We start from the raw sequence: 14,907 nt of genomic DNA on the forward strand, positions 1-14,907 counted from the left end.
GAAGGACGGGCACGTGCGCAACGAGCTCGACGGCGACCGCGCTCCCGGCGCGTCCGAGCGGAGCGTCGCAGTGTGTGCGCGCACCCGGGCCAGCGACATCAGCATCCAGTGCGCCCGGTGACTCATCGCTGCCGCCTGCTCTCTTTGCGGGAAAGTCGAGCTATTCAGCAGCGGTCCGTGCCAGACTTCAGCCATGGAGCCCATGGATTGTCTGGTCATCTACGTCCCCACCGAAGCTGCGCCCGCTGTCCGGCAGGTCATTGGCGACGCCGGGGCGGGCAGGCTGGGCAACTACTCGCACTGCTCGTTCAGCCTCGAAGGCACCGGGCGCTTCACGCCGCTGCCGGGCGCGACCCCGGCAATCGGCACCGTCGGATCCCCCGAGGAAGTGTCGGAAACCCGGATCGAGGCCATTTACCCGCGCTCCCGGCGCAACGCCGTCGTCGGCGCCGCCTTGTCCGCGCATCCGTACGAGACCCCGGCGTTCATGACGTTCCCGGTCGACGCCAGCCTGCCGGACGGAACCGTCAAATCCACGGAAGCGCCGTGACTGTCGTTGCGTCAGAGTTCAGTCGATTGCCTCGATGCCAAGCCGTTTGAGGTCTTCAAGGTGGTTCCGCATGTTCTGCAGCAGCTCGGGGGAGTGCGGCTGCCAATCAAGAATCTCGTCAACCACCCTCAGCGGCGCTCGGGTGCGGTAAGACCTCGTCGGGTTGCCTGGAAACTTCTGGTCCGTCAGGTTGGGGTCATCCTCAAAGGGGCCTGTGGGCTCCACCCGGTAGATTCTGCCTGGCCCCTCGCCCACCCCAAGTTCCGCTCCCCAGGTGGCCGCGTCCAGGGTTGCGGTCAGGTAGATGAAGTGCGCCCGCTTTCGCTCCCCGAAATTCGAGCTATAGCCGGATCTCAGCAAGTCCCCAGCCTTCAGGTCAGCCTTCGTCCCGTGGTAGAAGGGCCCGGGATCTTTGGCCTCGGACCACAGCGGTCGGTTCTCCATGCATACCCTCCTCGAAGTCGGGCTACCACTCTAGTTCGCAGACCTTTGACGATAGTTAACATCCGCGCCGGCCGTGGGCTCAGCAGTCCAGCCCTTTGCGTCGGCGGCGCCCGGCATTAGGATGCCGTGTGAGCTTCACCCATGGCTCCGCGGACAACCACGGACTTCGCGGCGCGGTGAGATGCCGCACGAACCGTGCCGGCTTCGGAATAGTGTCCCGGGAGTGGCTGTTGCATGAAAGCAATTACTTACAGCGAATACGGAAACCCCGACGTCCTCGAGTTGACGGAGGAACCGATGCCGAAGGTCGGGCCGGGGATGGTACTGGTCAAAGTGAAAGCGGCATCGGTGAACCCGGTCGACTGGAAGATCATGGCCGGCTACCTGGACGCAGCCATGGACCTGCAGTTCCCCGCAATTCCCGGGTGGGATGTGGCCGGCGTCGTCGAGTCAGTGGGAATCGACGCGCCGCACTTCCGGCCCGGCGATGAAGTCATTTCCTATGGCCGCAAAGACTACGTCCACGGTGGCAGTTTCGCTGAATATATTGCCCTGCCGGAACGGCTCCTTGCCCGGAAGCCGGCGTCCCTGGGGTGGAACGAGTCCGCCGGTCTTCCCTTGGCGGGCCTGACGGCATATCAAGTCCTTCGCCGGCTGGGCCTCACAGCGGGCGAGACCGTGCTGATCCACGGCGGCGCCGGCGGTGTCGGGTCCCTGGGCATCCAGATTGCCGTTGCGCTGGGCGCCCGGGCCATCGCGACCGCCTCCGAAAGGAACCACGACTTCCTGCGGTCGCTCGGGGCCGAGCCCGTCAGCTACGGCGAAGGACTCGTGGCCCGGGTGCGCGCCCTGCGGCCCGACGGCGTTGACGTCGTCGCCGACTTCGTGGGAGGGAACCTCGACGCGACCCTGGCTGTCCTGGCCGACGGAGGCCGCCACGCCTCCATCGCGGACAGCGACGTCGAGCAGCACGGCGGCACCTGGATGTGGGTCAACCCCGTCGGCACCGAGCTGCAGGAGCTCGCCGATCTGGTCGACCAGCACAATATCCGCGTTGAGGTTGCCCGGACGTTCCCGTTGCCGGAGGCGGCCGACGCCTTCCGGCTCAACATGGAGGGGCACACACGCGGCAAGATTGTCGTCACGGTCGACGACGTCGCGTGATGTGAAGCGGCGGCCGGATTCCGGCCGCCGCAGTTCCGGGTTGGTGCGGCTCAGCCCGGAATGTCGGCGGCAACCCGCTCGCCGTTGAAGTATTCGAGCTGCCAGCCGTCAGCGGGATGGTGGTGGGCCAGGTTGAGCGCGGCGTTCTCGATGCTGTGCAGGGTGCGGCCGATGGCACGGCTGAGGCTCACGCGGAGAAGGGAGCCGTGGGCGACCACCAGGACGCGGCGGCCGCGGAACTCCTCGGCGAGGGCTTCCAGCGCGGCCAACCCGCGGCGGGCCGCACCGTCCTCGCTTTCTGCGCCATGGAAGCCGTCGGGGATGCGCAGCGCGTCCAGCTCCGGGCCGGCCTGCAGGCCCTCGGCGGGTCCGAAGCTGCGTTCGGTGAGTTCCGGTACGCGGCGGGCGGGGCCGAGTCCCAGTCCTGCCGCAAGGAGGTCGGCGGTTTCCGCGGCACGGCTCAGCGGCGACGACACGATCGCATCCCACGCATAGCCGGACAGGACGGCGACGGCGTCGCGCGCCTGGCCGCGGCCGACGTCGTTCAGTGGAATGTCGGTGGATCCCTGCAGCCGGCGCTGGGCGTTCCAGTCCGTCTGGCCATGGCGGACGAGGGCGAACGTCGTAAGGGTCATGCGCTCCATTCTGCCCCGAATCCCGGTGCCGGCGGTGCTAAGCGTCCTCAGACGCGCCCCTTCAGGATCAGGTTCCAGTACATAAACGGCAGCGCGTAACGCTTGAGCAGCCACATGTCGCTGCGTTCCTTGGTGGTGTCGATAAAGGGGATGCTGGGGGCGGGCTGGAGGGTGTAGTCGAACTCGGCCAGCAGCATCTTTCCCCGCGCCGTGGTCAGTGGGCAGGAGGCGTACCCGCCGTACTGGGCCGACGGGGTTTCGCCGTCGAGAGCGGCCAGCAGGTTCTCCACCAGCACCGGGGCCTGCTTGCGGATCGCGGCTCCGGTCTTAGAGTTCGGTGTGGATCCGGCGTCTCCCAGGGCAAAGATTTCCGGGTAGCGCTTGTGCCGCATGGTGTGCTTGTCGACGTCCACATAGCCGGCGGGGTTGGCCGGATCGGCCAGCGGTGTGCGCTTGAGCCAGTCCGGGGCCGACTGCGGCGGCACAACATGGAGCAGGTCATAGTGCAGTGATTCCTCGGAGCCCGCCGCGTTGTCCCTAATCACTGCCACGCCGGCGGCCGGGTCCACTGAGGTCAACTCGCTGTTGAAGCGGACTTCGATGCCGTATTTTTCCACCACCCGCTCAAGCTCATCGGCGAACACCTTGACCCCGAACATGCCCGGCGTCGGCAGAACCATGACGACCCGGATGTCATCCAGCACCCCCTGCTTGCGCCAGTAGTCGGCTGCCAGGTAGGCGATTTTCTGCGGGGCGCCGGCACACTTGATCGGACCCGAGGGCTGGGTGAAAACGGCCGTCCCGGACTTCAGGTTCCGGATCATGTCCCAGGTCTTGGGTGCCAGGTCGTACCGGTAATTGCTCGACGCCGCCGGGGATTCCATGGCTTCGGCCATGCCCGGGATCTTGTCCCAGTCCAGCTGGATGCCGGGACAGACCACCAGATAGTCATACGTCACGGAACCGCCGGACGCGAGGGAGACAGTGCGCCGCTCAGGGTCGATGTCCGCCGCGGCGTCCTTGATCCAGGCAACCCCCTGCGGCATGACGGACGCCTGGGGACGGACCGTTTCCTTCTGGCTGGCGACGCCTCCCCCGACCAGGGTCCACAGCGGCTGGTAATAGTGCTGCTCGCTCGGCTCGATCACACCGACATCAGTCCGCCCTGCATTGCGGAGCCGGGCGGCAACACTCAGCCCCGCGTTGCCGCCGCCGATGATCAGGATCTCGTGGTGCATAGTCATGGATAAGACGCCTCTCTGGGAATCGGGCGCCGCATCAAGGCCGACGCCGGACAGGTTAGGGATGAATGGGCGGGAATCTGCGAAGCCGGTCCTGGCTGCCTCTTCGCCTGCACAACCGGACCGCGATGTCTTCGTGCTGTCTAACCACTGTGGTGATAATCACTGTATACCCCGTGGGGTATGGCTGTATACCCCTATGGGTATTTTGCTGGACGACGGCGGGACCTCCCGCCGTCGTCCGTTTAGCGCCACCCGCGAGACCGGCCGGTCCGGCGCCCTGGCCTGGGATAACCGCGCGTATTATCGGAAAGATCCGTCCCCTGGAGAGTGGAGCAACACATGCAGCTCGGCGCTTTTTCCGTCAGCCTGGCAGTCAAGGACATCGAGGCCTCGGTTGCGTTCTACGAGAAACTCGGCTTCAGCAGGTTCGGGGGCGACATCACGCAGAACTGGCTGATCCTGAAGAACGGCGAGACCGTCATCGGCCTCTTCCAGGGGATGTTTGAGAAGAACATGCTCACCTTCAACCCGGGCTGGAACCAGAACGCTGAGGCGGTGGACCCGTTCACCGATGTGCGCGACCTCCAGCGGGAACTGAAAACTAAGGGCATGGAGTTCCTTACCGAGGCAGACGAGGGAACAACGGGGCCGTCGAGCTTCATCGTCCTGGATCCGGACGGCAACCCGGTGCTCGTCGACCAGCACGTCTGACTTGAGCAGACGCCGCCGTAGACGGGTATAAATCCTCATTGTGGTGGATGCGTGACTGCGCCACCATGATCGTATGGATGCTAAGACGCCTGAAACACCCAAGCCGGCGGAGCTGAGCCTTCCCCAGGCCTTCCTTCTTTTGGCAACGAACGACAAAGACGGCAAACCTGAAGTGCCGGTGTTCGCGCTCAGGACGACTTTGGCCGGGGCGATATTGGCTGAGCTGGACCTGATCGGCGCCATCGAGCTGCAGGGGAAGCACGTCAGGGCTACCGGCGCCGCCCCGCCAACGGAGTTCCAGCACGAGCTGGAGCTCATCCGTGGCAAATCACGGCCCCACACTCCCAAGCAGTGGGTCTCCATGCTGGAGGGCCGCGCCGAGGTGCAGCGTGTTTACGAGGGAATGGCGTCCCGGGGCATCGTGGAACATGTCGGCGAAAGGCACCTTGGCCTGTTCAAATCCACGCGGTACCCGGAGAAGGACCACGGTCCGGAAGCTGCGCTCCGGCAGAAGATCGAAGCGGCACTCAGCGGTGCACCGACGGAACCCGCAACGCCCGCTGCCACAGCGCCCGTTTCCGAACCTGATGCCGGGGCGCCCGGGGCCGTACGTGAGTCCGCGACGCCCGATTCCAAGCCTCTTTCCGGGACGCCCGGTGGCACGCCTGATTCCAAAGCCCCCGTTGCCAACGTGTCCGATGACAGGACCACGGCGCTGATCGCCCTGCTTCATGCGGCCGGGCTGTTCGGCAAGCTCTTCCCGGCAGCAGACAAAGGCCGGGCAAGTGAGCTGGCAAAGGACTATTGGCCTTCCCGCGGGGTGGAGGACGAACTTCTTATGGTCAGACTGGCGCAGGAGGAAACCGCCACCTTGTGATGCTGACCGACATCGCTAGTCCGGGGAGTTGTCAGGCTGCGTGGACTCCAGTAGCCCGCCGCTGGCCCAGCGCCTCACCGCGGACTTCTCGGCGGCGTCGAACTCCAGCAGCGCCACCCGGCAGAGCTCTTCCACGTTCGCGGTCCAGGCTGCTGCCAGCCCTGCTGGGGTCGCCTCGTCACTGGGCTGGAAATTGGCGTAGGCGAGGCCCTGCAGGACAAAGTTCACGGCGTTGCGGGAGACCGGCTGGCCTGCGCTGACGCAATCATCCCGCACCAGCCGGGACAATTCGGTGCGGTTGAGCGGATGCTCCCTAAGCCTGGCCGCCATGGCCAGGAACACCTGCCGGAACTGGGCCGCGGACAGTGCCGGAACGTCCGTCACCCTGGTGACCTGCTCCTCGATGCCGGGCTGCAGGTCCGCCGGGGCAGGAAGATCCTCGCCCGAAAACCGTTTGGCGTCCCAGACCCACCCGCCCTGGGCCGGGGAATATTCGACGCTCTGGCCGATCTGGGCCACCCAGGTCCCGAACTTTCCGAAGCCGCCCCAGTCTGTCTTCAGGGACGGGTCCGCTGTGAGGGCCCGGTGGGCCACCATCGCGCCGACCACCGGTCCGGGAGCGTTGCGGACGAACTCCAGGACCTCACGGACCGCCGGAGAGGCTGCCGTCGTTTTCGACTTCGCTGCTGCCGGGACGTGCTGCTGCTTCGGGGACGCCACCGCATGGATGGGCTCCACCGCCGTGCCGTTGAGGATGGCGACGAAGTCGTGGGACTCCACCACATGGTCCGCCATCTCCCGGTAGGCGAAGGCCACGGCGCCGGCTGCGATGACCGTGGTCATCCGGTCGGCGGCCCGGAACCGCTGGATCAGGGACGTGAAGTCGGCGTCAGCCGAGGCGATGAAGAACTCGTCGATGACACCGCTGCCGGAAAGTGCGTCCATGGCATCAAGCACCAGGTTGATGTCCGTGCTGCTCTTTCCCCGCTGCGTCAGCGACGGGCAGTCGATCACGCGGAACCCGGCCCGGGTCCAGTACGTCCGGTACTTCGAGTACACCACCGGGTTGAGATAACAGTTGCGGATCAGGAAGCGCCGGGATTCCCCGCCGGCGCCGCCGTCGGCCAGTGCTTCCGTCCAGTGCTTGGGATCCTCGGCGAATCGTTTGGCGGCCGGGTCCAGGGCCAGCAGGCCGGTGTAGACGTTGTCGAAGTCGACGAACATTGCGGCGCGGATGCCGGGCCGCCCGGACAGGGGGAGAGGATCACTCATCGGCTCAGTGTGCCAGCAGGATGGCGGGACGGACCAGATTGACCTCCCGCGGCGTTGCTCTTTTCGAACACGACGACGGCGGCGGCAGACTCCCGCCGCCGTCGTCGTGTTGCGCCGTGGCAGTGGCGCTAGGAGGAGACGGAGTCGATGTTGGCTGCGCCGTGGTTCAGGCTGAGCGTGAACGTGCTGGGGCCGCTGGCGTGGACCGCGATGTTGCTCTTCGGCGTGTTGTGACGGACCGAGAGGTCGTGGATCAGGGAATCCAGCTCGTGGTGCATCGTGGAGCGGTCCCAGAGCTTGTGGGTGACAGAGGTGGCAGTTTCAAACGTCATTGTTCAGTGCTTCCATTCGTGATCCGGGTGTCCGGCTGCCGCACCGATGCGGAGCCGCCGTAAGGCCAAACCGGGAACGCTCCGGGACCGTTGGCGGCTCTGCGAGCTCACCGGTTTGGCCTCATTGCGTCCACCAGGATGGGTAAAGCTGTTGCCGCCGGCCTGCTGCTTGCGCGAAGCGGCCAGGGCTGCTGCGGCCGGGACGTTTCCGTCCTGCCGTGCCTTTCCATAGTGCACAGGGCGGCGTAATCGGCTCAAGCGGATTTCGCATTTATGGACCGTGAGACTCATCACAGGCAGTCGCCGTGGCGGCGCCCGCCGGGGTCCAAAGCGGACTAGGGACGTGCCCGTTTCCACGGAAAACGGGGAAGCGGCGTGTGCTTGCGGCTCAAGCCCCGGGCGGGCGCGGGAGTGACCGGCACCGGGCCGCCGGGCTCCGGGCCGGCGGCGGCAGCGGCCCGTCCGTAGCGGGCGGCCAGCGGCGCGGCGCTGATGCCGTGGGCCACGACGCTGAGCAGGACGGTGGCCGTGATGACGCCCACCGCCTCATTCGACACTGTTCCGAGGGCTTCCAGCGCCAGCAGTGCGAACACGAGCGACGCCAGGCCGCGCGGTCCGAACCACCCCACAAAAAGGACGGTCTTCCGGTCGAGGCCGGAACCAATCGAGGCGAGCGCCACCGGCAGCATGCGCACCACCGTGAGGCTGAGCACTGCGTAGACCAGCGTCAGGGGAACAAAGTTCGCCAGCAAGGTCGGAACGGAGATGGCGCCGAAAGCGAGCCACACCAGCAGGGAGACCAGTCCGCCCATCTGCTCAACGAAGACCAGTTCCGCCGGTCCCCGCTGGCCCGCGCACGTGCCAAACGCCAGGCCGGCGCAGAACGCGGCGACGAACCCGTTGCCGTCCACGGCGAGGGCGACGGTGTAGGCGAGCAGGCTCAGGGCCAGGACGCCGATGCCGGCGAAGTCCTCGGTGGCGGTCCCGTGCCGGCGGGCCAGCTGCAGCAGCCACCCGCCCAGGGCCCCGGTTGCTGCGCCGACGCCGGCGCCGATGAGCAGCGCGACGGCGGCGCTGCCGGGAGCGGCGGCGCTCTCCAGTCCTGCCGCGGCGGCCGCGCCGGCGATAGCGACCATAACCACCGGGGTGGCGATGCCGTCGTTGAGGCCGCTCTCGACAGTGATCAGCTGGCGGATCCGTGACGGCACGGCCGGGTTCGTCACCACCGGGATCCCGAGGGCGGCGTCGGTGGGGGCCAGTGCCGCGCCGACGAGGAGGGCCAGCCACAGCCCGACGTGCGGGAAGAACCAAAGTGCCAGGACCCAGCCGAACACGATCGTCAGCGGCAGGCCGATTCCCAGCAGCCGAACATAGCGGCCCACATCACGGCGCAGCTGCTGCAGGGGCAGGCGGGCGGCGTCGGAGAAGAGCACCCACACCAGGGTGATCTCGACTATCGGGGTGACTGCCTCCGGGGGTGACGAGCCATCGACCAGCCCGGACCAGGCCATGGCCGCACCGACGGCGGTGAACACCACGGGGGCGGTCAGGTCCGCCTGCTGCAGCCGCGCCGAAACCAGCGCCCACACGAACAAGGTGGCCGTGATGAGGACTAAGGCCGTGAGTTCCATCAGGGGTCCGTCCCCGTTTCCGTGGCTCCGGCGCCGGCGTCGTCCCATGCGCGGAGGCGCCTGAGCAGGCTGCTCTTCTTCTGGGTGTGGTCCTGCATCCGGCCGAGAATATCCGCGAGCATGCTGATCGCTTCGTTGATGAAGGGACCCTTGTTGAGCATGACGCACTCGGCACGCTGGGCCATGGCGGCGTCGGTCACTTCGGCCCGGGACGGCCTGCCGGCCCGGGACGGCCTGCCGGCCCGGGCGAGGGTGTCAAGCGCCTGGGTGGCCCAGACCACGGGGACGTGGGCGGCTTCGCAGAGCCACAGGATTTCCTCCTGGACCTCTGCGAGACGTTCGAAGCCGGCTTCCACGGCGAGGTCCCCGCGCGCGATCATGACGCCGACGTCGGCCCACTTCATCAGTTCAAGGAGGATGTCGGGCAAGGCCTTGAAGGCCGCCACGGTTTCAATCTTGAGCAAAATATCCAGGTTCCGGTCCCGCTCCGGATCGAGGTGGGCGAGGAGTTCCCGCACGTCTGATGCGCTGCGGACAAAAGACATGCTCACGATGTCGGCCAGCTCCCGGACGTGCTCCAGATCCGCGACGTCCTGCTCGGTCAGGGCAGAGACGGTGAGCCGCGAGTCCGGAAGATTGATGCCCTTTTCTGCGCGGAGCCGCGTACCCTGCGGTGCGGCGGACGTGACCCTGGCCGTGAGCTCTCCCGGCCCGACGGCCGTGATCACGGCGCCGATCTTGCCGTCGTCGAACCAGATCCGTTCCCCGGTCCGTACGTCAGCGAGGACGCCGGCGAGGGTGCACCCGATGCGGTGGTTGCCCACCGAGGTGCTGTCCGCGGGTTCGAGGCTGCTGCTGAGCACAATGCTGTCACCGCGACGAATGAGCAGGCTCTCCTGAACGGCCGGGAGTTCCCCGACTTTGACGGAGGGGCGCCCCGGGTGGTGGCCTTTCTTGCCGGCCGCCGGGTCCGGGACCGCGGTGAGTCTGGTCCCGGGCATGAAATAGGCGGTTTTATCCAGCGTCACCAGGCACCCGTTGGGGGCCGTCTGCTCGACGACGAGCGTGCGGCGGGCGCCGCGGGCATCATCCAACGTGATCTTCTGGCCCCGCTTCCGTGAGCCGGCCCAGGCGTTGTCATCCAGGGGAATTGCCGGCAATGCCGGGGCGGGGGCCGGTTCGGGTGCTTCGCCGAGCCACACGCGTCCGGGTTCCAGCACCGTGCCCGTGTTGCTGCGGACCGGTTTGACCCGGAGAACCCTGGGGCCCGGGCGCACCGGGCCGGTGCGCAGCTTGGGGCCGGCGAGATCCATGGCGATGAGGCCGCGTTTCCCGGTGGCTTCCTCCGCGGCGCGGACATGGTCGACCATGTGCCGCCATGCCGGGGGTCCGTCGTGGGCGCAGTTGATGCGGGCAAGGTCCATCCCCCGCTCCACCATGCCGCGGACGAGGGACGCGTCCGTTGCAGCTTCGCTCGGCAGCGTGACCATGATGCGCGTGGAGCGGTCTTCCGGTCTGGGCCCCAGGAGGTTGACGGCGTTCCGCGCGAGCAGCTCGCCGCCGTCCAGGAAACCGGCCGGCGGGGCGGTGTGCCCGCCATCAGTGGTGACCAGCCGGGTGAGGGTCCAGATCAGCGTTTCGATACTGGGCAGCACATGTGATTCCGTGCGTCCGAGCGAGGACAGCCCGTACTTCGAGAGCCGGGACTGGAGGTCGCGGATGTCATGGCGGCGCAGCTCGGCGTAGTGAACGAGGTTGAGGGCACTCTCGCGGTGGCGGGGCCGGACGGCATCGATTCTTCCGACGCTGCTTGTTTCGGCGTGCTTGACGTTGCGCCGGAGCCTGATGACTTCCTCAAGCAATGCGCGCAGTTCTTCGATCTCCGCATTGGACACGAGCATTTACTCCTGCGGGTCGCATTTTCGTTCCGCATCGAGCGGGGCGGAACTTACCATGCTCAATGTTAGTCGGGGCGGACCTGCCGGGGCCTGTGTCCAAAGGCCCTAGGGGGCGCCGCCGTCGTGGGCCGACTACTGCCTAGTTGTTGAGCTCACGGTGGAGTCTGGTCCGGGCGCTGTTTTCGATCAGCGTCGGGATGTAGATTCTGATCCGGCCGGTTTCCAGCGAGTCGTATTCCTCCGCGACGATTCCTTCAATGCGGTGCCGGGGCGCCGCGGGGAAGCGGGTGGCGAGGCGGTCTGCAACCTTGCGGATGGTCGGGTCCCTCTCGGCGTCGCTCACTATTTCAGTGTGCTTCAGACCTGTTTCGGCGTCAACCAAAAGGTGGCCGTTCACCGGTCGTTAAAAGTGCCGGCCTACGCTGAAGAGGACCCATCTCTGTTTACGGGAAGGCGCCGCCATGAGCTTTGAAGGAAAGTCCGGCAGGAATCTTCACGGGAGTGAACTGCAGCGCGGAGCTCTCTCACCGAGTGAGCCGGTCTGCGTTGCGGCTCATGCGTTCGAGCACGCTGACGGCGATCGCATACTCGTCCGCTCAGATGCCTGCCGTAAGTTCCCGCCGCGTGTCCTCCACGAGGGCGGTGGCCTCCGCGTGCAGTGCCGAGCCGGCTTCGGTGAGGGTGAGGCCGCCGTCGAGCAGAAGCACGAGCCTCTTTCGAACCAGCACGGCCATGTCCCGCTCCTGCGCGGCGGGGCCGTCCCCTGAGTTGAAGGGGCGCAGGATATTCCTTACTTTCGCGGGCGTGGCGGGGCCGGCCTTCAGAGCATTGAGTACGTGCCACTGTCGTCGGGTGACGTGCAGGCGGGCCAGCGTGGAATCGAGTTGTGTCTCCAGCGACGCATCAAGCTGCTTGATCCAGTATCCGATTGGCCTGTTCACCAGTCCATGGTCGCAGGACGCTTACGCCTAGGCCAACGTCCGCAGCTCGACCGCTGGCCGCCGTCCGGCCCTACGGCAGCCGCGACGGCCGCAGGAGGCTGGGCATGCCAGCCAGGGCAGGGTCCAGCGGCACGAGGCTGACCAGCACGGCCGGGCCGCGGTGCAGCAGGCCGTCCGAAAGAGGCTGGCAGCGCACGCCTCCCCGCCCGCGCATGGCGGCGTGCGCTCCAGGGGCGAGCATCCGGTCCATCCAGGCACACGGGTGGGCCGGCCGCCCCGCCCGGAGCCGCACCAGATCCCCGCCCGACTCCAGAGCGAAGTCCTGACCCAGCAGGGGAGCCAGCTGCGCCCCTCTGATGACCACATTGCGCCGGGTCAGGAGCGGGTCAAAGGGCTCGGCGCCCAGCTCCGCGGCCATCTCCTCGAGGGCTTCGGCCGCGATCAGGGTGACGGCCGCATCCATGTGCGCAGCCTTGCCGAAGAACCGGTCGCCGGCGATCCCCTTGCCGGCCACCAGCTCCACCCTGTCCGCGTCCGTTGTGGGGACGTCGGCTGCGCCGTCGCGGGCGCGGCCGAAGTATGCGTGGGCGGGCGATACGAGAAGGTGGAGGATCTCGACGTCGTACCTGTAGCTTGCCGTCATGCCTTCAAACTACCCTGAGCCTATGGAACCCGAGGTCCGGATCCTACGGCTTTCCAGCGGCATCACGGTGCCCTGTCTCGTCCAAGGAAGCGTGGACGCCAGGCCGCTGTTGCTGTTGCATGCCTGGGGCGAATCCCGCCGTAGCTTCGACCGTCTTGTGCCCCTGCTGACCGGTTTCCGGGTCTATGCGCCAGACCTCCGCGGCCAGGGCGACGCCGACAAGCCGGCGGACGGCTATTCGCTGGCGGAACAGGCCCGGGACGCCGCCGCGATCCTGGCTGCCCTCGACGTGCAGAGGGCCTTCGTCCTCGGCTCCTCCAGCGGCGGCTACGTGGCCCAGCAGCTGGCCGTTGAGCACCCGGAGCTCGTCGCGGCACTTGTCCTGGTGGGCTCTCCCTTGAGCCTGCGGGGCCGGCCTGCGTTCACGGACGAGGTCGACCGTCTCACGGACCCCATCGACGAGGACTGGGTGCGGAAATCGCTGTCCTGGTTTCCCCTGCTGCACGCCGTCCCGAGGTGGTTCATCGAGGACCGGGTGCAGGACGGCCTCAGAATGCCCGCGCATGCGTGGAAGCGCATTCTGGAGGGCCTGCGTGCCGCAGAGCCGCCCACCGAGTCCGGAACGATTCATGCGCCCACGCTCATCCTGTGGGGAGCCCACGATGGCGTGCTGCCGCGGCGGCACCAGGAAGCCCTGGCGGCGCGGATAGCGGGCGCCGAGCTGAAGGTCTATCCCGACGTGGCTCACCTTGTCTTGTGGGAGTGCCCCGCACATGTGGCCGAGGACGCAACGGCGTTTCTTGGTTCTGTCGACTGAGTCCCACCACCGCTGGTCTCCGGCGGGCGGCACGGCCCTGGGACGGTCCCAGCCTAAAGGCTGTGGCGGAAACCACCGTACGGGAGCAAAATGCAGGACATGGAGCCGAATCGTATGGATGAATCGAAGGCAAACGAGATTGTGGTCAACCGACTGATCGCTTGCATCAACGACCGTCGGGTTGAACTCATGGACGAGCTGTTTCATGACGACGCGGTCATGCACTGGCCGCAATCCGGGGAAGTCGTGCGCGGCGCCGAGAACCGGAGGGGAATCTACAACGCCTTCCCGCAACTGCCGACCATCACGCCCCGCAGGCTGGTTAGCGGCGGGGACCTGCTGGTCCTCGAGGCGTCCCTGGATTACGGCGGCCCGAAGTATGAAACGGTCTTCATCTTCGAATTCCGGGACGGCAAAATTGCCAAGGAAACCGCGTACTGGAGTGAGGCGTTCGAAGCGCCGGCCTGGCGCGCGCAGTGGGTGGAGAAAACCTAACGACGGCCGAGCGTCGGGGAACGCAAGGCTCAACAGTGGCGCCCTCAGCAGGCGGCATTCAATGCCTCCACCACGGTCTCCATCATGTCGTCCACTATTCCGTTGTCCCTGACACCGAACGGGCCGGGCGGATACGTCAAGGACATGGAGACCTGCCGCGAACCGTCCGCGCTGGAGACCGAGATGGTTCCGTACCCCGGCACATCCCCTCCGTGGCCGTAATAGAAATTGTTGGTGCACGTGTCGTTCCAGCGGCCAATGCCCAGACCGTAACGCGCATGGAGCGGGCTTTGCATTTCGGCCACCAGGGACAACGGCAGCAACTGTCCCCGCAACAGCGCCGAATAGAACGCGTTCATATCGCCCACAGTGGAGATCAACCCGCCGTCAGGCGACCCGGCGAACATCTCCATACTGCTGACATCCCTGCGCTCGCCGAAGACCGTGATGTAGCCATGGACCATGTCGCCCGGGGCTGGACCGGACTGGGCTATGGCAGTTCCCTCCAGCCGGAGCGGCTCCACAATGTCTGTCCGCAGGACGTCGCCGATGGGCCGACCGCGAAGCCGTTCCACGATCATTCCCAGGGCGACGTAGTTTGAATTTGAGTACTCAAAACCCTGGGCAATTTTCCGTTCCCACTTTTGGGTTCCCGCCAGGGCGAGCCGCTCCGTGTGGTTCAGGGGGGTGTCAAACACCTCGCGAAGGCTGCCTTGCTGCAGCATCGGGATGACGTAGTCAGGCATGCCCGACCGGTGCTGCAGCAACTGCCGCACGGTGACCTGCTCGGGTGGGCGTAAAAGGCGCTCGACGTCGGGAAGGATCTGGCTGACGTGGTCCTCGAGCCCGAGCCGTCCTTCCGCGACCAGCTTGAGGACGGAGACGGCCACGAAGCTCTTGGTCACGCTGCCCACCCGTGTGCGGTCACTAATCTGGGCAGGCTCCGCACTTTCCAAACTCCGCACACCGTAGGCCCGTGACCATTCCTCGCCGCGCATCTTTGCCTGGACCAGAACGGCGGGCGCTCCGGCGTCGCGCATCTTGTTGCCAAACCCATCAAGAGACGTTGCAATGCTGAGGGTGGAAGGGGATTGTCGCTCGGTGGGCTGGGGCGCCGGAGTGCATCCCGTCGCTGCCGCCAGGACTACCGAAGTAACGGCGGCCCAGGCGGAGCAGGACTTCGCGCGCATCCATCCACCGGACATGGCATCAGATCCCTAGCTTGTCCTCGGTTCCGGCCCGTCATTGAAGTG

At 66.5% G+C, this 14,907-nt stretch carries 17 protein-coding genes; 6 read left to right on the forward strand and 11 right to left on the reverse strand.

The annotated features are described in order from the left end of the window. The first annotated feature begins 193 nt into the window (after positions 1-193). The gene (locus tag ABIC21_RS05055; protein WP_502935954.1) at positions 194-550 is read left to right on the forward strand and encodes a hypothetical protein; all 357 of its coding nucleotides are present in this window, start codon (positions 194-196) and stop codon (positions 548-550) included. Between the two features lie 18 nt (positions 551-568). Here the strand turns inward: ABIC21_RS05055 and arr are convergent, their stop codons facing one another. After that, on the reverse strand, positions 569-994 hold the full coding sequence (arr, locus tag ABIC21_RS05060) for an NAD(+)--rifampin ADP-ribosyltransferase (protein ID WP_354349324.1): 426 nt from the start codon (positions 992-994) through the stop codon (positions 569-571). Between the two features lie 234 nt (positions 995-1,228). On the opposite strand from arr, the gene ABIC21_RS05065 reads away from it, so the two are divergent. Then, positions 1,229-2,158 (forward strand): NADP-dependent oxidoreductase, encoded by a 930-nt coding sequence (locus ABIC21_RS05065; protein WP_354349325.1) that lies wholly within the window; start codon positions 1,229-1,231, stop codon positions 2,156-2,158. Between the two features lie 50 nt (positions 2,159-2,208). Here ABIC21_RS05065 and ABIC21_RS05070 read toward each other — a convergent pair whose 3' ends face one another. Both ABIC21_RS05070 and ABIC21_RS05075 read right to left on the reverse strand, forming a co-directional pair. Continuing rightward, complete coding sequence (locus ABIC21_RS05070) at positions 2,209-2,793, reverse strand: histidine phosphatase family protein (protein WP_354349326.1); 585 nt, start codon at positions 2,791-2,793, stop codon at positions 2,209-2,211. Between the two features lie 47 nt (positions 2,794-2,840). Further along, the gene (locus ABIC21_RS05075; protein WP_354349327.1) at positions 2,841-4,037 is read right to left on the reverse strand and encodes an NAD(P)/FAD-dependent oxidoreductase; all 1,197 of its coding nucleotides are present in this window, start codon (positions 4,035-4,037) and stop codon (positions 2,841-2,843) included. Between the two features lie 339 nt (positions 4,038-4,376). On the opposite strand from ABIC21_RS05075, the gene ABIC21_RS05080 reads away from it, so the two are divergent. After that, positions 4,377-4,748, forward strand: a complete 372-nt coding sequence (locus ABIC21_RS05080) for a VOC family protein (protein ID WP_354349328.1) — start codon at positions 4,377-4,379, stop codon at positions 4,746-4,748. A gap of 73 nt (positions 4,749-4,821) precedes the next feature. Then, positions 4,822-5,625, forward strand: a complete 804-nt coding sequence (locus ABIC21_RS05085; protein ID WP_354349329.1) for a GOLPH3/VPS74 family protein — start codon at positions 4,822-4,824, stop codon at positions 5,623-5,625. A gap of 15 nt (positions 5,626-5,640) precedes the next feature. Here the strand turns inward: ABIC21_RS05085 and ABIC21_RS05090 are convergent, their stop codons facing one another. From ABIC21_RS05090 to ABIC21_RS05120, 7 genes are all read right to left on the reverse strand, one after another. Continuing rightward, positions 5,641-6,897 carry an NYN domain-containing protein gene (locus ABIC21_RS05090; RefSeq protein ID WP_354349330.1) on the reverse strand — a complete coding sequence of 419 codons (1,257 nt, stop codon included), beginning with the start codon at positions 6,895-6,897 and terminating at the stop codon, positions 5,641-5,643. Between the two features lie 128 nt (positions 6,898-7,025). Beyond that, a complete protein-coding gene (locus tag ABIC21_RS05095; RefSeq protein ID WP_354349331.1) occupies positions 7,026-7,229 on the reverse strand; it encodes a hypothetical protein in 204 nt (67 codons plus the stop codon). 335 nt (positions 7,230-7,564) lie between these two features. Next, positions 7,565-8,860, reverse strand: a complete 1,296-nt coding sequence (locus ABIC21_RS05100) for a cation:proton antiporter domain-containing protein (protein ID WP_354349332.1) — start codon at positions 8,858-8,860, stop codon at positions 7,565-7,567. Beyond that, a complete protein-coding gene (locus ABIC21_RS05105) occupies positions 8,860-10,761 on the reverse strand; it encodes a pyruvate kinase (protein ID WP_354349333.1) in 1,902 nt (633 codons plus the stop codon). Before ABIC21_RS05105 ends, ABIC21_RS05100 begins: the two co-directional genes overlap by 1 nt. 136 nt (positions 10,762-10,897) lie before the next feature. After that, positions 10,898-11,101 carry a three-helix bundle dimerization domain-containing protein gene (locus ABIC21_RS05110; RefSeq protein ID WP_354349334.1) on the reverse strand — a complete coding sequence of 68 codons (204 nt, stop codon included), beginning with the start codon at positions 11,099-11,101 and terminating at the stop codon, positions 10,898-10,900. Between the two features lie 253 nt (positions 11,102-11,354). Continuing rightward, positions 11,355-11,699 carry a MarR family transcriptional regulator gene (locus tag ABIC21_RS05115; RefSeq protein ID WP_354349335.1) on the reverse strand — a complete coding sequence of 115 codons (345 nt, stop codon included), beginning with the start codon at positions 11,697-11,699 and terminating at the stop codon, positions 11,355-11,357. Positions 11,700-11,769: 70 nt separating this feature from the next. After that, positions 11,770-12,342 carry an MOSC domain-containing protein gene (locus ABIC21_RS05120; protein ID WP_354349336.1) on the reverse strand — a complete coding sequence of 191 codons (573 nt, stop codon included), beginning with the start codon at positions 12,340-12,342 and terminating at the stop codon, positions 11,770-11,772. Between the two features lie 91 nt (positions 12,343-12,433). On the opposite strand from ABIC21_RS05120, the gene ABIC21_RS05125 reads away from it, so the two are divergent. Together ABIC21_RS05125 and ABIC21_RS05130 are read left to right on the forward strand one after the other, a co-directional pair. Beyond that, complete coding sequence (locus ABIC21_RS05125; protein ID WP_354349337.1) at positions 12,434-13,159, forward strand: alpha/beta fold hydrolase; 726 nt, start codon at positions 12,434-12,436, stop codon at positions 13,157-13,159. Between the two features lie 90 nt (positions 13,160-13,249). Next, positions 13,250-13,654, forward strand: coding sequence for a nuclear transport factor 2 family protein (locus tag ABIC21_RS05130; protein ID WP_354349338.1), 405 nt, complete (start codon positions 13,250-13,252; stop codon positions 13,652-13,654). A 44-nt stretch (positions 13,655-13,698) separates the two neighbouring features. Here the strand turns inward: ABIC21_RS05130 and ABIC21_RS05135 are convergent, their stop codons facing one another. Next, positions 13,699-14,859 (reverse strand): serine hydrolase domain-containing protein, encoded by a 1,161-nt coding sequence (locus ABIC21_RS05135; protein ID WP_354349339.1) that lies wholly within the window; start codon positions 14,857-14,859, stop codon positions 13,699-13,701. Between the last annotated feature and the right edge of the window lie 48 nt (positions 14,860-14,907).

Source organism: Pseudarthrobacter sp. PvP090, assembly GCF_040547365.1.
Lineage (GTDB): Bacteria > Actinomycetota > Actinomycetes > Actinomycetales > Micrococcaceae > Arthrobacter.

What these genes read in the sequence shown, in the direction of transcription:
- ABIC21_RS05055 (WP_502935954.1), top strand. Translation starts at nt 194, where the DNA reads ATGGAGCCCATGGATTGTCTGGTCATCTACGTCCCCACCGAAGCTGCG.
- arr (WP_354349324.1), bottom strand. Translation starts at nt 994, where the DNA reads ATGGAGAACCGACCGCTGTGGTCCGAGGCCAAAGATCCCGGGCCCTTC.
- ABIC21_RS05065 (WP_354349325.1), top strand. Translation starts at nt 1,229, where the DNA reads ATGAAAGCAATTACTTACAGCGAATACGGAAACCCCGACGTCCTCGAG.
- ABIC21_RS05070 (WP_354349326.1), bottom strand. Translation starts at nt 2,793, where the DNA reads ATGACCCTTACGACGTTCGCCCTCGTCCGCCATGGCCAGACGGACTGG.
- ABIC21_RS05075 (WP_354349327.1), bottom strand. Translation starts at nt 4,037, where the DNA reads ATGACTATGCACCACGAGATCCTGATCATCGGCGGCGGCAACGCGGGG.
- ABIC21_RS05080 (WP_354349328.1), top strand. Translation starts at nt 4,377, where the DNA reads ATGCAGCTCGGCGCTTTTTCCGTCAGCCTGGCAGTCAAGGACATCGAG.
- ABIC21_RS05085 (WP_354349329.1), top strand. Translation starts at nt 4,822, where the DNA reads ATGGATGCTAAGACGCCTGAAACACCCAAGCCGGCGGAGCTGAGCCTT.
- ABIC21_RS05090 (WP_354349330.1), bottom strand. Translation starts at nt 6,897, where the DNA reads ATGAGTGATCCTCTCCCCCTGTCCGGGCGGCCCGGCATCCGCGCCGCA.
- ABIC21_RS05095 (WP_354349331.1), bottom strand. Translation starts at nt 7,229, where the DNA reads ATGACGTTTGAAACTGCCACCTCTGTCACCCACAAGCTCTGGGACCGC.
- ABIC21_RS05100 (WP_354349332.1), bottom strand. Translation starts at nt 8,860, where the DNA reads ATGGAACTCACGGCCTTAGTCCTCATCACGGCCACCTTGTTCGTGTGG.
- ABIC21_RS05105 (WP_354349333.1), bottom strand. Translation starts at nt 10,761, where the DNA reads ATGCTCGTGTCCAATGCGGAGATCGAAGAACTGCGCGCATTGCTTGAG.
- ABIC21_RS05120 (WP_354349336.1), bottom strand. Translation starts at nt 12,342, where the DNA reads ATGACGGCAAGCTACAGGTACGACGTCGAGATCCTCCACCTTCTCGTA.
- ABIC21_RS05130 (WP_354349338.1), top strand. Translation starts at nt 13,250, where the DNA reads ATGCAGGACATGGAGCCGAATCGTATGGATGAATCGAAGGCAAACGAG.
- ABIC21_RS05135 (WP_354349339.1), bottom strand. Translation starts at nt 14,859, where the DNA reads ATGTCCGGTGGATGGATGCGCGCGAAGTCCTGCTCCGCCTGGGCCGCC.